Origin of the sequence: Streptomyces sp. DH37 (assembly GCF_029813835.1) — a bacterium.
Classification (GTDB): Bacteria; Actinomycetota; Actinomycetes; order Streptomycetales; family Streptomycetaceae; genus Streptomyces.
In genome coordinates, this window is sequence record NZ_JARVKV010000022.1 from 68,974 (window position 1) to 85,067 (window position 16,094).

The window sequence follows — 16,094 nt, forward strand, 5'->3', positions numbered from 1 at the left end:
TATCGCCCCGGGGCGGACCCCACCGGTGGCGGAAACCTGCCGGCCGGTGTGCTGGGCCAGGATGGGGGCCGTGGACGCCGACCGATGCAGCCCTGCCGAAGACCTCCTGTACTGGCGCGGTGACCTGCCCGAGCTTCTCCGGGCGGTCCGGCGGTGCAGGACGCCGACTCCCGCCGTGTTCACCCGCGGCCACGCCGCCGCCGCGCTGGAGAAGACCCTTGCGGGAGCGGCCGGTCCGGACCAGCTCACCGTCTGGGCTCAGGCGGTGCACTTCGAGGAGGAGGTCGACATCGACGAGGAGCACCAGGACCTGCTGACCCGGTTCCTCGTCGAGATCTCCACCCCGGAGCTGTTCGAACCGGTCACCGCCGAGACCTGCCGACGATGGCTGCACCGGATACGGACGTCCCCGTGAAGCGCGGCGGACCGGTGATCCTGCCCGGCCAGGTGCAGTACCGCCTGCCGGCCCTTCCCGCTGTCGGCCGGTGCGTCGCACGCCCCCTGGGAACGCTCTACTCTGCCCGGGTCAGCCGAGGTGCGGCAGCAGCGCCCCCAGGACCTCCTGGCCGAGCGGCTGGAGGAGTCCACCACGCTGGGGAGGGCGTGGCGCGACACGGACACCGGTAACCCTCCCGAGGGGCTGCCCCAGCATGCGGGGGAGTCGACGTGGTGGGCCCGGACCGGCCGCGTATGGGCGGGGTGCGTCGAGGGCGCGGCCTCAGACGGTGGTGGTCGCAGGTGCCACCGCCTTCCAGCTCGCCAAGAACCGCAGCATCAAGCGGCCGGGTGCGGTCGCCGCGTACGGCGTCTCCCTGGGAGCATCCAGTCAGTTCGACCGCGAGCACAGCAGCACGATCACGACCGGAACGAAGACCGCGTGGCGCCACTACATCTGGGGAAAAAATGACAGAGCCTCGGGCAAGTCGGGTGTCTTCTGCTCCTATCAGGCTGCAAGCCCCTCTAGCCTTCCTGGTCTTGCTCTGTGCGGTGGTACCGGCAGGGTGCTCCTCCCCGGGAGCGGTGGCTGAGGGCAAGGCCCTGGAGCGTGAGGGCATGCAGTCCAGCGGGGCGGTGGGGAATCTGCACGCCAAGATCGGGGAGACGTGGTGGATCGCCCTGCCGGTGCCGTCCAACACCAGCGCCGAGCCGATCGAAATCACGGACGTCGCCGTGGAGCACATCCCGGACGGCATCAGACTCGTGGAGTACGCCGCGTACGACCGGAACGACACCGAAGGCCTCCCCCTCCTGGCGCGTGCCGGCTCTCCCCACACCCCTGACTTCGCGCGGTTGAAGAACTACGCGACGAAGCCCGTGAAGGTCGCTGCCCACACCGAAAGCGACATCTTCTACACCGCCAAGGTGAAGATCACCGCCCCGCCCGAGGACACCATCCGGCAGTGCCGCTTCGACTACCGGCAAGGCGGGCGCCGGTATACCCAGACGCTCGACTGCGAGGTCGAGCTGAAGACCGGATAGCCCCGGTCGGCTGCACTGGCAACGCGATAGGTGGGGACCTCCGCCCAAGATGCCCTGGACGAAGGGGCAATTGCATTGCCCCTCCTGCCTGGTGCCCCTCTTCACCGCCTCCGGATCGGCTTGGTCCACGGGCCGGGCCGACGGCATGCCGTGTTGCGCCCGGTGCGGCGGGGCCTGCCGTGGGTGCTGTCCAAGTACGCGGCAACGCGGATGTTTGCCCTCCGGTTCCGCGGAAAGCTGATCAACAGGGAACGGACAGTTAATCAATTATACGGAAAAACAACAGATTTCGGCGAAAGGAATGCGTCATGGCGACCACCACCTCCGGGGCTCAGGGTGCGTACTACGGCACGAACTCGGACACCACTGCCCGGCACGACGGTGCCGTGCACCGGCCGGGTACCGAGACCAAGGCGGCGTTCAAGACCACGGAGTTCTTCACCTACCTGGCCGCCGTCGTGGGTGTGCTGATCGCCTCCGCCGCGGTGGGCACCGAGGACGGCCACGGGGACTACTTCGCCGCCGACCGCGCCTGGCTCTACATCACTCTCCTCACCATCGGCTACATGATCAGCCGCGGCCTGGCCAAGTCCGGCAGCCGCGCCCGCGACGAGCGGTGACCCCACTCCCAGGCCGTTGAGGCGCGGCATCCGCGGTCCCGTCCCCATCCGCCGGGGACGGGACTGCGGCACGTCTCACCCTCTACCCACCCAGCAAGCGGCAAGCGTTTGTCGGCGCCCGCCTCATCCCTTGAAGGCGACAACTGGTGCAACCTGTGAACCTGGCCCTCCTCCACTACGGGCGGAGGTCAGGATCAAAGTGAGCAGGACAGCTGTGCGGCCCCGATCCCGGTACCGCTCAAGAGCGCCCCGACGAGTGGTGTGAGTTTGCCGCCCTGAGGACCCGCAGACCGCAGTCCGCGCAGACGACTCACCAGTGGTTCCTCGGCTCGGAGGCTGGGCCCACCTCGGGGTCGCCGTGCAAGAACTTAGACATCACCAAGTCGCCTGGCCCGCACGTCCAGGTCACCGAAGTCGGTGGCGTCGGGCGAGCCGATGGCGACGGACGGGGGCCTGCAAGACCGAAAAGTCTTCGCTTCCAGCTCATAGCGGCGCGCGATACGGCAGATCGGCGACGAGGTCGTTCCTCCCTGCGGAGGGGGCCCGCAGAAGGCCGGGAGATGGTTCCTCTCACCACAACCCCGTGTTCACCGCCCCGAGAGGGCACCTCCTTTAGCGAGATGCCCAGCGGTCAGGACCTGAACCTGCCGGCAGCACAAGGCCCCAGGGCCATGGGGCCTGTCATCGGGGCCTCGGGTGGCGGCTCGCGACCGGATGGGGAGCGTTGGCAGGACGGGTGTGGCCAGGGGCGATGACCCGTAGGTAGGACAGGTGGACTCATCCCCAGCGGCCCGCGTCGGCGCCGCTCTTGGCCTGGCCGTAGGACCAGGCGCTGTCCTTCCAGCACACCTGGTAGAACCGGGCCTTTCGGCAGCAGGTCCAGGCCGGCGTAGCCGGTGCCCGGCCCGTTGCGCAGGTGCACGGTGGTGAAGGCCGTCACCAGGATGTTGCGGATGCCGTTGTTGCACGCGCTGGATCCGACCGCTGCGGCGATCGGGGCCGTAGCGACCGCGCCGCCGGTGAGCAAGGCCACGGTGGCCGCGGCGATGGCGGCGGTGAGCTTCCGTAGCCGCTTCAGCCCTTCATCCCGCTCGTCCGTGCTCCCACCGATCGGCGCGGTGCTTCCGCCGGCCTCGACGGCCCGGGCCTTCTTGACCCAGCCGCGCTGGCTCTCGGAGCTGATGCCGAACTCGCGGACGACATCGGTCACCATCCGTCCCGGCGAGAGGGGTTGCTCCGGCTTCACGTACAAGTCGATGTCGGCTCGCTCCAGCCGGCAGGGCTGACTCGGATGGCGAGGGGGCAGGGGTAGTCGGGCCCAGGATCCGTGTCATGTGCCCGCGGAGCCCCAAGCAGGCAATGACGGCACCGACCGCCGGGCACCCTCCGACCCGAACCGGACGGCCGCATCCGGGAAACGCGCAGTGGTTGACGGAGGCGCCGGAAACCGGCCCTCGGCCGGGGTGGCGGATGTGTCATGGTGATCGCATGACGTGGAACGGTGACGAGTACCAGGCCCGATTCGACCGTATCGCCGCCGAGGGGGAGGATGTCCACGGAGAAGCGGCACTGGTCCGTTCCTTTGCGCCGGCCACGGTCCTCGACGCGGGCTGCGGCACCGGGCGGGTAGCCATCGAGCTGGCCCGCCACGGGATCACCGTGGTGGGCGTGGACATCGACGAGTCGATGCTCGCCACCGCCCGGCGCCGGGCGCCGGAGATCCGCTGGTACCGGCGCGACCTGGTGGGACTCGATCTCGGGCAGTCGTTCGACGTCGTGGTGATGGCGGGTAACGTCCCCCTGTTCACTCCGCCGGGGACGGAACCGGCCCTGGTGGCCGGGGCGGCGGGCCACGTCCGGCCGACCGGGCGTCTCGTCGCCGGGTTCTCCCTGGACCGTGACTACACACTGGACGACTACGACGCTCACTGCCAGGCGGCGGGGCTCGTCCTCGAAGCCAGGTACGCGACCTGGTCCCGGGACCCCTATGCCGGCGGGAAGTACGCCGTCTCCGTACACCGCAGGCCTTGACCGCCCGCCCCCGGGCCCGCGCCGGTCCTGCCGTCGGCGCCGAGGTGGTCGACAACCTCGGCCAAGGCCCGCAGCCGCACACCGGAGGCGATGGCGCAGCCGTGCTCGGCCATGCATTCACCCGGGGCCTGGAGCGGGGCCGTGAGGCCGTGGGCGCAGCCTTCACGCTCCGCTACCACAACGGCGGCACCGAAGGCGTCAACACCAAGTTCAAGGTGATCGCGCGGCAAATGTACGGGCGGGCAGGCTTCGCCCTCCCCCGTCATCGCATCCTTCTCGGACAGCGTCACCCTCCGCCACTACTGAAAGTGAGACAGGGCCGCTCGATTGACAGACCTGCACGAGGTCCGAGCGCCGGGAGGGCGGGCGGGGTGACCGTGGTGGCACGGTCGCCCCGCCCGTCTCGCGGGCCGCCCGATCACAGGGCGGTCATCACGTGCTTGATCCGCGTGTAGTCCTCGAAGCCGTACGCCGACAGGTCCTTGCCGTAGCCGGATTTCTTGAAGCCGCCGTGCGGCATCTCGGCGACCAGCGGGATGTGCGTGTTGATCCACACGCAGCCGAAGTCCAGCACCTTCGACATCCGCATCGCCCGCGCGTGGTCCTTCGTCCACACCGAGGAGGCCAGGGCGTATTCGACGCCGTTGGCCCACGTGACGGCCTGCTCCTCGTCACGGAAGGACTGCACGGTGATCACGGGGCCGAAGACCTCGTTCTGGATGATCTCGTCGTCCTGCCGCAGCCCGGAGACAACCGTCGGCGCGTAGAAGTAGCCCCTGTCACCGACCCGCCGCCCACCGGCCTCCACCCTGGCATGGGCCGGTAGACGGTCGATGAACCCGGCGACCCGCTCCAGCTGTCCCGCGTTGTTCAGCGGCCCGTACAGGGCGTCCTCCTCACCGGGCCCGGTCCTGGTCTCCACCGCGGCCTTGGCCAGCGCCGCGACGAACTCGTCGTGCACCGACTCGTGTACGAGGACACGCGTGGCGGCGGTACAGTCCTGCCCGGCGTTGAAGTAGCCGGCGACAGCGATGTCCTCGACCGCCTTGCCGAGGTCCGCGTCCTCGAACACCACGACCGGCGCCTTCCCGCCCAGCTCCAGGTGAACCCGCTTGAGGTCCTTGGCCGCGCTCCCGGCCACCTCCATACCCGCCCGCACAGACCCGGTGATCGACGCCATCGCCGGAACCGGATGCTCCACCATCAGACGCCCCGTGTCCCGGTCGCCGCACACGACATTGAAAACACCCCTGGGCAGCACGTCCCCGATGATCTCGGCGAGCAGCACGGTGGAGGCCGGGGTGGTGTCCGACGGCTTGAGGACGACGGTGTTGCCCGCGGCCAGCGCCGGGGCGAACTTCCACACGGCCATCATCATCGGGTAGTTCCACGGCGCGACCTGGGCGCAGACGCCGACCGGCTCGCGCCGGACGAAGGACGTCATGCCCTCCATGTACTCGCCGGCGGACTTGCCCTCCAGCAGGCGGGCGGCGCCCGCGAAGAAGCGGATCTGGTCGAGCATCACCGGCAACTCCTCCGAGGCGGTCAGCTCCCGCGGCTTCCCGGTGTCCCGGCACTCCGCGTCCAGCAGTTCCTCCCCCCGCGCCTCGAGAGCGTCGGCGATCTTCAGCAGGGCGAGCTGCCGTGCGGCGGGAGTACTGTCCCGCCACCCCGGAAACGCCGCCCGCGCGGCCTCCATCGCCGCGTCGACGTCCGCCTCACGGGACAGCGGAGCGGTGGCATAGACCTCACCGGTGGCGGGATCGACCACCTCAGTCGTCTGGCCGTCGGCCGCGTCCCGGAACTCCCCGGCGATGTAGTTGCGCAGTCGGCGCAGTCCTTCATTCACTGCACCCCTCCTCATCCTCGAACGGTATACACGTAAATCCCCCTGAACAGGGGCAGTTCTTCATCAAGGGGCCATGGTCGAGTCGCTGCGCGGGAGGGTCTCACCGCGGAAGTACTCAGGCCGTCGGAGCCGCTGCACGATCGTCACGACGACGCCCAGCAGCAGCACCGTGACCCCGAGGACGAATACCAGGCCGACTCCGCCGATCTGCGACCCCGAGCCGTAGGAGGGGTCCATCGAGTCGTAACAGGTCTGGACGAAGAAGAACAGGAGCAGGATGCCGCCGATGCCGGGCAGCAGTCCCTTCATGAGGAAGGCCCTGAGGCCGCGGCCGAGCTCCTTGCGGAAATACCACACGCAGGCGAGTGCCGTGATGCCGTAGTAGAAGCAGACCATCATGCCGAGTGCCGTGATGGTGTCCCACAGCACGTCCTCGGACAGCACCCGCATGACGGCGTAGAAGGCCGATGCCACGAGCGCGGCCGCGATCGTGGCGTACCCCGGGGACTGGAACCGCGGCGTGATGCGCGCGTAGGCCGGCGGCAGAGCGCCGTAGTGGCCCATGGCGAGCATGGTGCGCGCCGGGGACATGAACGTCGACTGCAGGGAGGCGGTCGAGGAGGAGAGCACGGCCAGGGACATCAGAATCGCGGTCGGTCCCATCACCGGCCCGGCCAACGCCGCGAAGACGTTCTCCTGGATGTCTTCGTTTCCGAGTCCGTGCGCGCCGTCGGAGATGCCGGAGTAGCTGAGCACGCCCAGCGCGACCGTCATGTACAGGACGAGGATGACCAGGATCGTGGTCACGGCCGCGCGTCCCGGGGTGGTGGAGGATCCCTTGGTCTCCTCGTTGATGGTGAGGACGACGTCCCAGCCCCAGTAGATGAAGACGGAGAGGGAGATGCCGGCGACGAAGGACGAGAAGGAGTCGACCGCGAACGGGTTGAACCACTCCGCGCTTATCGAGGAGGCGTCGAAGGCCGTCCCGTCGTTCACGTGGTCGAACGCGGCGACGGAGAACCAGACGAGGACGATGATCTGGAAGGTGACCAGGACGTACTGGACGGCCTTGGTCGCCTCGAGCCCGCGGTAGGAGACCCAGCAGGCCAGCGCCATGAACACCAGGCAGGTGGCGACGTTGACCGGCACATTGCGGGTGAGGTCGGCCAGCCCGTCGTTGTCCGTGATCTGGGCGAGGAGCAGGTAGAAGAAGTCGACCGCGATGCCCGCCAAGTTCGAGAGCACCAGGATGGTCGCGGCCAGCAGGCCCCAGCCGCCCATCCAGCCCACCCACGGGCCGAAGGCGCGGGACGCCCAGGTGAAGGTGGTGCCGGCATCCGGCATCGCCCGGTTCAGCTCGCGGTAGCCGATGGCGACCAGGAGCATCGGTATGAAGCCGACGAGGAAGATCGCCGGGAGTTGCTTCCCCACGACGGCCGCGGACGGGCCGAGCGCGCCCGAGAGCGTGTAGGCCGGGGCGATGCAGGAGACTCCGATGACGACTGCGCCCAGCAGCCCGACGCGCCCTGTGGCCAGGCCTTTGTCGCTGCCTCTGTCGCTGTCGTTGTCGTTGTCGCCGGAGGTGGCGGTGCCCGCGACGGGAGTGGTCATCGCTGTTCTCCATCCGTGTGCGGCACGACCACCGTGGGAAGGGGAAGGTGCCGGAGGATTCTGGTTGCTGTGGTTTCGGGAGAAGTGCGCCGGTCCGGCGCGAGGCGGGAGGAACCGGGCAGCGGAATGCCGCGCGGTTCCCGGGCGATCGGCTCGACGGCTTGTTTCGCGGCCTGGCCCTGCCCGGTCCCGGCACCGGCCTTGCCTTCGGTGAAGCCCTCCGCGGCGGCTGTTGTCAGCTCCGCGGTGCGCTGTCGCGCGGACTCCTCCGCGCCGATAGGAGTGTCGGAGCGGACCACGAGCACGATGCCGAGCGCCGCCCCCGGTGACTGCGCGAGGTCTGCTCCCGGACGCAGTGCCGCCTCGCTCCGCTCGTCGCCGCCGTACGCGACGGCGCGATGCGGGCGCTCATGACGCCTCGCCCCGGGAGGTGCCCGCGAACTCGTCGAGCAGTTCCTCGGCGGTGACGCGGCCCATCCGGAGCGCGCCCTCGACGTGCTGGTAGCCCTCGGCGGCCAGGTCGGAGCTGGCCCAGTGGATCGGGCCGACGGGGGCCCGCTGGTCGGCACCGTACCGGGTGAGGCCGCCGAGGTCGAAGCTCGCGGCGTAGGCGCCCCGGGTCCACTCCTCGCTGCCCCAGTCAGACTCGTAGTAGACCACCGGCTCGAGCGCCCGGTCACCGAGGTAGGAGGCGATGGAGGCGAGGATGCGGCGGCGGCGCTCCTCGGCCGGCAGCGCGAAGACGGCGTCGGCCTTCTCGTCGGAGACGAAGGCGACCAGGGTCCCGCGGGTGTCGCCGTGGTTGGTGTTGTCGTACACCTCCTGGACCAGCTCCCCGGCACCGAACCCGGTTCCGGACAGGCCGTCCTCGCGCCAGAAGGGCGTTTCGTACACCGCGTGCACCTTGATCACCAGACCGAGCGAGAAGTGCTGGTGGAGCTGGTGCTGGCGGCGCGGCAGCGGCGGTTCGTAGGAGACCCGGGTGTACAGGTTCGGCGGTACCGCCATGATGACCTTCCGCGCCCGTACGGTGACGCGATCGGAGACGACGGTGACTCCCGCGTCGTCCCAGCGCACCGTCCGGACCGGGGTGGACAGGTGGACGTCGTCCCCCAGCGCGGAGGCCATGGCCTGACTGACCGCTTGCATGCCGCCGACCACTCGCCGGTCGAGGATGAAGTCCTCGTCGACGAGGTTGGAGAAGGAGCCGGCGGAGGCCGCCATCAGGATCGCCTGGAGCGCGGAGAAGGCGTGCGCGGGCTTGGTGAGCATCCCGCCGGCGATGAAAAGACCGACGTTCTGGCACGCCTCTTCGTCGTCCGACTGCTCGCGCAGCCAGTGGTGGAAGGAGATCGTGTCGAGTTCGCGGGCTTTGGGGTGGGCCCACGGCTCCGTGGCGCCGATCTCGGCGGCGAGCGCGTCGAGGGTCTGGACGAGGCGCTCCATCTCGGCGGCAGTGCGTTCGCCGACGGGGAAGCGGTCTCCCCTGTAGCGGGTGCGGGTGCCGTCCGGAGAGATGTAGACCGAGTCACCGTCCCGGTGACGCTGGTAGGTCTCCATGCCGAGTTCGTCGAGCAGGGTGAGGAGCTCGGTCTGGTCGGGTGAAACCCACTGGCCGCCGATCTCCAGCCAGGCGCCGTCGACGGTGTCGCTCCACGTGCGCCCACCGACTCGGTCGCGGGCTTCCAGAACGGCGACGCTGACGCCGGCCTTGCTGAGGCGACGGGCGGCCATCAAGCCGGCCGGTCCGGCGCCGACGACGACGACATCGCGATCGAGGGTAGGGGAGGTGGGTTGAGGGCTGTGCATGGTGCTTCTCCCGCGAGGAAATATGAATAGCGATCATTTAGCCTGGGCGGGGAGCGCCACGTCAATAGCCTGGAACGAGAAATCCTCCGGCCGGGCAAGCGGCGCCCCTGCTGGAGGAGGAAAGGGACGGATGGGACCGTCTCCGGTCCGGGAAGATCGTCGGAACGGGCTCATGAGATGGTGGACGCCGTGACACCTGCTGAACAGCCACGCCGCCGCGGGCGCCCCACGACGCCTCTGCTGTCGCAGGAGAAGATCACCCAGGCGGCGGTGGAGCTGATCAATCTCCGGGGGTACGCGGCGCTCACGATGTCGGCCCTCGCACGGCGGCTGGAAGTGGCGCCGTCCGCTCTCTACAACCACGTGAAATCGAAGCGCCAGCTGCTGCTGTGGATACAGGACCACGTCAACATGGAGATCGACTGCTCCGACTTCGGTGTGCGGCCCTGGGATGTCGCCCTGGAGTCGTGGGCCCGCTCCTATCGCGATGCGTATGCGCGGCACTCACCGCTTGTCCCGGTCATCGCGGTGACACCGATCGCCGGCTCCCCGCACACGGTCGCCATGTACGAGAGGGTCGCCGCCGGACTGCGCGCCGGAGGCTGGCCGGACGACCAGGTCATGGACGTCGTCGTGGCGGTCGAGTCCTTCGTTCTCGGCTCCGCCCTGGACGTGACCGCGCCCGATGACATTTTCGACGTTCCGAGTGACCAGGCCCCCGTACTGGCGGAGGTCGTCGGTGCCCGGGTGGGACGTGATGCGGCCAGAGCCGCCTTCGACCTCGGGCTCGCCACGGTGCTGGCCGGGCTGCGAGACCGGCTGAAGGCCCTCGGAGGGTGACGAGGCCCACGGGGCGGACGACGCCGGCCGGTCGTCCTTACGAGTTAGTGGGTGAGGCGTGTTCAGCCTCGTCGTGGCCTGCTCTCAGATGGTGGTGGTGCGGCCGGAGACGAGGCCGGCGATGGCGCGGTAGGTGTCGGGCAGGCGGTCGCGCCGGTGTGCCCAGCGCGTCAGCTGCTTCCAGCGCTTGTGATCGGCGAGGGCGTGCTCGACGGTGATGCGGTCTGAGGAGTGCCAGGGGCGCTCGCGTTCCCATTGAGATCGTTTCATCTTGAACTCGCAGGTCGGGCCGCTGGTGTGGGTGGGGGTTGACGCGCTCGTGCTGGTCTCGGACGTGATCATTAGCAGGTGATCGTCTGCCACGGGCCGGTTCGCGGGTTCCGGGGTGGTCCGCCGGAGGCGTCTCGTAGGTTCCGCAGTGGGGGAGGCGCATGGTGGACGTGCTGACGTGGACGATCGAGCAGCGGATGCGACTGACTGAGCGTGCCGAGCTGCTGCGCAAAGAGCTGGCGGAGATTGACGCCGAGCTGGGCCGGCTGGAGGCTGCCGAGGTGGTGTTCGGTCAGTGGGCCGAGGCGACCGACGGGGGACGGCGGCCGTCGGGCATCGTGGATTCGGAGCGCGTCGCGGCTGGTCCGGGTACGGGCGGGATGCGATTGGTGCCGGACCGTGTCGAGGGGATGGGGCTGGAGGCCCTGACCTCGGAGTACCGGCGGATCATGGAGATCGTGGCCGGGGCGGACGGTCCGGTGATGGCCAAGGACGTCGCGATGGCACTGGGCCGGGAACTCACACCGGGCAAGGTCGAGCCGGTCCGCGGCCAGCTGCGCAAACTCGCCGACCGGGGCTGGCTGAAGCGGACCGATCAGGGCGCTATCTGCCGCGCTGACCGGCCGGTTCTCGCCGTAACGTGAGGGCCCCCGGCGGGAGTTGGTTCGCGTGTGAAGACTCACCGCCTCGCCGAGGGCACTCGCGATGCTGTCTACCAGGTTCGGCTCCCCGTGTCGAAGCGGACCATCGAACTCGTCGCCAGCCTGATACGCGGGCGGCGCAAGCAGCTCGGCACCCGCTGGCGCAAGGTCGCCCCGGGGACCCAGGCGATCGTCGTGCTCGCCGTGCTCCGTCACGACCAGCGGCTTGTCGACATGGCCGGCGGCAACGCCGTCTCCGCCTCCACCGTGCGCCGCTGGATCCTGGAAGTCCTCGGGCTGCTTGCTGCCCGTGCCCCGCGTCTGGACCGCGCCCTGAAAAAGATCGCCCGGCGGGGTGGCGTGGTGGTCCTGCTGGACGGCACCCTCGTGCGCACCCGCCGCCGCACCGGGGCGGACAACCGCAGGAACTACAGCGGGAAACACAAGGCCCATGGCCTGCTCTTCCTCGCGCTGACCGATGAGAAGGGCAACCTGATCTGGATCTCCTCCGCCCGCCCCGGCCGGGCCAGCGAGACCACCGCTGCTCGCCACGACCACATCACCAGGCATCTGCGCGAGGCTGGCCTCGGCGCCCTGGCCGACCTCGGCTTCGTCGGCCTCGACGACGACCCCAACGATGCTCCGGTCATCATCACCGGCCGCAAGGCGACCCGCTCCCACCGCCTCACCGACGCCGAGAAGGAGGCGAACCGGCTGATCAGCCGCGAACGCGCCGCCATCGAGCACGGCTTCGCGAACCTGAAGACCTGGCGTATTCTGGTCAAAGTTCGCATGAGCGCACATTACGCCACCGCGCTGCTACGAGCCCTGCTCGTTCTGGCGAACCGCGAGGTCCAGCGGTGACAGACGATCACTCCGCCTGCCAGCACGAGGACCACATCACGGACTCACACCAATACCGCAACCTGCAAGTTCAATCGGCCTGACCGTGCTGAGCGCCTTCGTCAACGCGCACACGAACAGCCTCGTCGCCGAGGGGAAGACGGAGGCGAAATCGCTGGTCGGCGGATACCACGTGGCCTTCCTGGCCGCCGCCGGATTCACGCTGACCGCCCTGATCATTGGCGTCGGCCTGCTCAAGGGCACGCCGTCCGCAGGCGCGAAGCAACAGACCATGGCCTCTTCCGAATAGGGCGCCTCGGTCTCCTGACCAACAGAGGTCATCCCAGTCCCTGGCCCCTTTTCAACGTCTGCCGTTGCCCGGAGCAAGCAGACTGGTGAGCTCGGCGATCGCCTCCGGAGACGGCTTGAAGCAGCGGCGGACGTACTCCGGCTTTCTTGTGCCCGACTTCGCCATGAGCATCAGCAGCGAGGTGCCCTGCTCGCCGAGGTGGGTCAGGGCGGAATGGCGGTACTCATGCAGGTCCCAGCCGGTCCCGGACCCGCGCGGGGCGGTGTGCTCATCCGGCAGAGCGCGGGCCTGGCCGTAGGAGAGGCGGGCCAGTCCGGTGTCCGGGCACACGTCGCGCGAACTGACGATCTTGCCCGGCCCGGGGCGGCGGTGGGTGACGAACACCAGCCGCTGGATGCGGCCCTTGAGCAGGGTGCTCGGAAGTCGGAGGGCGTCGTTGCCGGTGGTGAGGACCCTGGTCTTGGACTTGGCTGGGTTCTTCCCGAGGCGGACCGGACGGCCGTAACGGCGCCCCCGGTCCTTGTCGACCAGTTCATCCAGCAGGTGCGGGACGGTGTCGGCGACCTCCTCCAGCGCGGCGCGGACGGCTTCGGTGACCATCTCCAGCCGGGCCAGGTCGCGTACAGCGGCCAGCACGCTGTGGTGGAAGCCGGGATCGTCCAGTTCCATGGCCGTGGCGTACTTGAAGTCGATGCGGCAGCGAACCGCCTCAGCGGCTTGCCGGTCCGACAGGCCGAGTACGAGCTGCAGCACGTACACGGTGGCCAGATGGGCGGGCGAGAGGCCTGGACGTCCATCCCGCGGATACCAGTCCGCGAAGTCCTCGTCACACCAGAGCCCGTTCAGACGGTCTCTCACCCACATCGCCGCCGTGCCGCCCGGGTTGCCCGCCCGCGCGATCTGCGCGGTCAGAGGCGGAACTTCCTCACCGGAACGAGGAGGGAGCGACTACGGACACCTCGACAACCGCACGGACTCCAGGAACACCCCGAGCATGCCCACCGGCCGCCGCGACGCACCGGAAAACTCCAAGATCCCCGACAGAGCCGAGCTCAGCCCATGTTGGCGAATGTGAGCTCGGCCATGACCCAAAGACCGAAGAGCTGGAGCCCCAGAGCGCCAACCGCCACTCCCAACGCCGCGCCGGTGGTCAGTCGGCGCCGCACAAACCTGTATACAGAAAGCGTGACGGCTGCGACAAAGAAGAGCAGGATTACGGAAAGGGGCATATCTACCTCTATGGAAGGATTGCAGCTTGACGGTGAGAGCGCACCCGGATAACAGCGTCTACGAATCTCAACCGTCTAGACGAAGTCGGTCGTGAATTGGTTCACCGGGTTTTGAGCACATCGGGATCTGCGGAAGACCCGCTACGACTTCGGGGGCGGGCGCCATCTTGTCCGACGGGGCACGTCACACACGTGCGCAGCCGGCAACCGCATGAACGCCCATTACGCCACCACGCTGCTACGAGCCCTGTCCGTTCTGGCGAACCGCGAGGTCCAGCGGTGACAGACGATCACCCGACAACGATCACTCCGCCTGCCAGCACGAGGACCGCATCACGGACTCACACCAGTACCGCGACCTGCGAGTTCAAGATGAAGCGATCTCATTGCTGGACTGTGCCGGGCGGTGCTCCCGGCCTGGGCTTTCTGGGCGGGGTGATCGCTTGCCCGCGGTGGTCGCGGCTCAGGCCGAGGTAGCCGTCGTCCAGGAGGACCTCGGCGTCGGGAAGTGCTGGAAGCAGACGGCGATGCCCGCGTTGCGGGCGGCCGTGGCATCGTGCATACGGCCAGGTCGCAGGGCATCGGTCCACAGCGTGCGGCCTCGCCGGTCGGCGATGACGGTGGCCTTCATGGTGTTCTGCTTCTTCTTGCCGGAGACGAACGCGCGCCGTCCGCCGCGGTTGGCCGGTGGCCTGCGGACCTGGATCTCGGTGGCGTCCAGGCGCAGCTCGACGCCTTCGGCCTGGGCGTAGGCGAACACGTCCGTCAGGGTCCGAAGGCGCGGGCCGGGCGGTCGGGGACCGCGCATCCCCGCTTCGCCAGGAGCGTACGTATCTCTGCGACCGCGCGGGTGATGGTGGCGCGGTCGACGCCGAACAGCAGGTCCAGCACCGAGTGCGGCAGGTCGTGCCGCAGATGGATCAGCGTGACCACCAGCCGGTCGACGGATACCAGCTGGTGGCGGGCCCTGGCTCCCGCGGTCCGCTTCCGGACTCCTCCTCGTGCAGCATGGCGGTGCTCCTCAAGTCCGGCCTGCCACGGTGCGGCCGACTCCTCGGCCGGACAGGCGAGATGCTGTCGAGAGATCCCCGTGAACAGCCGATGCGCCGGCACCGCCCGATTGATCGCGATCGCCACACCCGGATCATGCCACCTGCCTGGCACGACGCCTCACCCACTGTCACGCACCAACTCGTTGGGAATTGCGAATGATCGCTGAGTAGGGAATCGACAGCGAGGTCGTCCGTCGGGAGGCATCAACACCATCCCTCACGGAGGCACCACATGGCCACGATCCGGGCCGGTATCGACGCAGGCAAGACCCACCACCACTGCGTCGCGATCAACGAGAGCGGCCACCGTTGCTGTCACGACGCGTCGCCAACGACGAATCCGAACTCCTCCAACTCCTCGCCGACGTCCTGACTCTGGGCGACGAGGTGACCTGGAGCATCGACCTGACCGACGGCGGGGCCGCCCTGGCCATCACGATCCTGTTCAACCACGGCCAGCCGGTGCACTACATTTCGGGCCGGGCCATTCACCGTGCCTCCGAGGGCTGCCGCGGCGAAGGCAAGACCGATGCCAAGGACGCCGCCGTCATCGCCGGCCAGGCCCGAATCCGCCACGACCTGCGCCCCTTACGCACTGGCGACGAGGCCGTCACCGACCTCGAAATCCTCACCGGCCGTCGCGCGGACCTGGTCGCCGACCGCACCCGCACCGTCAACCGGCTCCGCGCCCGGCTCACCGGTGTCTTCCCCGGCCTGGAGCGGGCCTTGGACCTCACCGGTACCGGCCCGCTCGTGCTGCTGACCGGCTACCAGACCCTGGCTTCTCTCCGCCGGACGGGCAAGAAGCGGCTCGAGACCTGGCTGCGAAACCGCAAGGTCCTCCGCGCTGACCGGCTCGCCGAGACAGCTCTGGAAGCCGCCGGACGCCAGCACACGAGCCTGCCCGGCGAGAAAATGATCGCCCAGATGGTGCACACGCTCGCGCGGGAAGTGATGGTCCTCAACCAGCAGGTTGCCGAGCTCGACAAGGCCATCGAGGCCCGGTTTCGCGAGCATCGGGACTTCGAAGTGATCATCAGCATGCCTGGCCTGGGCGTGATCCTCGGTGCCGAGTTCCTGGCCGCGACCGGCGGCGACATGAGTCTCTTCGGCACTTCTGACCGCCTCGCCGGCTTCGGCGGCGTTGCTCCCGTTCCCCGTGACCCCGGGAAGATCAGCGGCAACCTTCGCCGTCCACGACGCTACAACCGCCGACTCCAACGGGTCTTCTGCATCTCTGCGTTGTTCAGCATCCGTCACTGCGAGGACTCCCGCCGGTTTTACGAACGCAAGCGAGCCGAAGGAAAGCGCCACATCCAGGCCGTCCTCGCTCTGGCCCACCGCCGGGTCAACGTGCTCTGGGCCCTCCCGCGCGATGGACGCACCTACGAAGCCGTGCCGCCCACCGTCATCGCAGCTTGACAAACAGCATGGGGAATCACTGTGCCGGCGGGGGGCCTGGGCTTTCCAGATCACGGCGTGGCGGGCTCGGCCTTCCGCCGAGCCCGCC

At 68.8% G+C, this 16,094-nt stretch carries 15 protein-coding genes and 3 pseudogenes; 11 read left to right on the forward strand and 7 right to left on the reverse strand.

Features of this window, described 5'->3' with window-relative positions:
- Positions 1-70: 70 nt before the first annotated feature.
- From QC029_RS13920 to QC029_RS13945, 6 genes and pseudogenes are all read left to right on the forward strand, one after another.
- Positions 71-415 carry a hypothetical protein gene (locus QC029_RS13920; RefSeq protein WP_279555943.1) on the forward strand — a complete coding sequence of 115 codons (345 nt, stop codon included), beginning with the start codon at positions 71-73 and terminating at the stop codon, positions 413-415.
- A gap of 605 nt (positions 416-1,020) precedes the next feature.
- Complete coding sequence (locus tag QC029_RS13925) at positions 1,021-1,479, forward strand: hypothetical protein (protein WP_279555944.1); 459 nt, start codon at positions 1,021-1,023, stop codon at positions 1,477-1,479.
- 308 nt (positions 1,480-1,787) lie between these two features.
- The gene (locus tag QC029_RS13930) at positions 1,788-2,099 is read left to right on the forward strand and encodes a hypothetical protein (RefSeq protein ID WP_279555945.1); all 312 of its coding nucleotides are present in this window, start codon (positions 1,788-1,790) and stop codon (positions 2,097-2,099) included.
- Positions 2,100-3,025: 926 nt separating this feature from the next.
- Positions 3,026-3,385, forward strand: a complete 360-nt coding sequence (locus QC029_RS13935) for a hypothetical protein (protein WP_279555946.1) — start codon at positions 3,026-3,028, stop codon at positions 3,383-3,385.
- A gap of 202 nt (positions 3,386-3,587) precedes the next feature.
- Positions 3,588-4,130: a class I SAM-dependent methyltransferase gene (locus tag QC029_RS13940; RefSeq protein WP_279555947.1), complete on the forward strand. Its 543-nt coding sequence runs from the start codon at positions 3,588-3,590 to the stop codon at positions 4,128-4,130.
- A 110-nt stretch (positions 4,131-4,240) separates the two neighbouring features.
- A pseudogene (locus QC029_RS13945) lies at positions 4,241-4,411 on the forward strand (transposase); the annotation flags it as partial.
- 137 nt (positions 4,412-4,548) lie between these two features.
- On the opposite strand, the gene QC029_RS13950 reads toward QC029_RS13945, so the two are convergent.
- The 4 genes from QC029_RS13950 to QC029_RS13965 all read right to left on the reverse strand — a co-directional run bounded on the left by QC029_RS13950 (position 4,549) and on the right by QC029_RS13965 (position 9,399).
- Complete coding sequence (locus tag QC029_RS13950; RefSeq protein ID WP_279555948.1) at positions 4,549-5,979, reverse strand: gamma-aminobutyraldehyde dehydrogenase; 1,431 nt, start codon at positions 5,977-5,979, stop codon at positions 4,549-4,551.
- Positions 5,980-6,042: 63 nt separating this feature from the next.
- On the reverse strand, positions 6,043-7,590 hold the full coding sequence (locus tag QC029_RS13955; protein WP_279555949.1) for an APC family permease: 1,548 nt from the start codon (positions 7,588-7,590) through the stop codon (positions 6,043-6,045).
- Positions 7,587-7,895 (reverse strand): hypothetical protein, encoded by a 309-nt coding sequence (locus tag QC029_RS13960; RefSeq protein WP_279555950.1) that lies wholly within the window; start codon positions 7,893-7,895, stop codon positions 7,587-7,589. Before QC029_RS13960 ends, QC029_RS13955 begins: the two co-directional genes overlap by 4 nt.
- A gap of 103 nt (positions 7,896-7,998) precedes the next feature.
- Positions 7,999-9,399, reverse strand: coding sequence for an NAD(P)/FAD-dependent oxidoreductase (locus QC029_RS13965; protein ID WP_279555951.1), 1,401 nt, complete (start codon positions 9,397-9,399; stop codon positions 7,999-8,001).
- A 189-nt stretch (positions 9,400-9,588) separates the two neighbouring features.
- Between QC029_RS13965 and QC029_RS13970 the strand changes: the two genes are divergently transcribed.
- Entirely contained in the window at positions 9,589-10,239 is a 651-nt protein-coding gene (locus tag QC029_RS13970; RefSeq protein ID WP_279555952.1) for a TetR family transcriptional regulator, read from the forward strand.
- Between the two features lie 84 nt (positions 10,240-10,323).
- Here the strand turns inward: QC029_RS13970 and QC029_RS13975 are convergent, their stop codons facing one another.
- Positions 10,324-10,581 (reverse strand): transposase, encoded by a 258-nt coding sequence (locus QC029_RS13975; RefSeq protein WP_279555953.1) that lies wholly within the window; start codon positions 10,579-10,581, stop codon positions 10,324-10,326.
- An 89-nt stretch (positions 10,582-10,670) separates the two neighbouring features.
- Between QC029_RS13975 and QC029_RS13980 the strand changes: the two genes are divergently transcribed.
- The 3 genes from QC029_RS13980 (at position 10,671) to QC029_RS13990 (ending at position 12,303) form a co-directional block, all read left to right on the forward strand.
- On the forward strand, positions 10,671-11,153 hold the full coding sequence (locus QC029_RS13980) for a hypothetical protein (protein WP_279555954.1): 483 nt from the start codon (positions 10,671-10,673) through the stop codon (positions 11,151-11,153).
- A gap of 27 nt (positions 11,154-11,180) precedes the next feature.
- Positions 11,181-12,014: a transposase family protein gene (locus QC029_RS13985; protein WP_279555955.1), complete on the forward strand. Its 834-nt coding sequence runs from the start codon at positions 11,181-11,183 to the stop codon at positions 12,012-12,014.
- Positions 12,015-12,099: 85 nt separating this feature from the next.
- Entirely contained in the window at positions 12,100-12,303 is a 204-nt protein-coding gene (locus QC029_RS13990; protein ID WP_279555956.1) for a hypothetical protein, read from the forward strand.
- Between the two features lie 51 nt (positions 12,304-12,354).
- Here the strand turns inward: QC029_RS13990 and QC029_RS13995 are convergent, their stop codons facing one another.
- Both QC029_RS13995 and QC029_RS31105 read right to left on the reverse strand, forming a co-directional pair.
- Positions 12,355-13,161, reverse strand: coding sequence for a transposase (locus QC029_RS13995; RefSeq protein WP_279555957.1), 807 nt, complete (start codon positions 13,159-13,161; stop codon positions 12,355-12,357).
- 757 nt (positions 13,162-13,918) lie between these two features.
- Positions 13,919-14,669 (reverse strand): annotated as a pseudogene (locus QC029_RS31105) (transposase family protein); the annotation flags it as partial.
- Positions 14,670-14,816: 147 nt separating this feature from the next.
- On the opposite strand from QC029_RS31105, the pseudogene QC029_RS14010 reads away from it, so the two are divergent.
- A pseudogene (locus QC029_RS14010) lies at positions 14,817-16,006 on the forward strand (IS110 family transposase).
- Positions 16,007-16,094 lie beyond the last annotated feature (88 nt).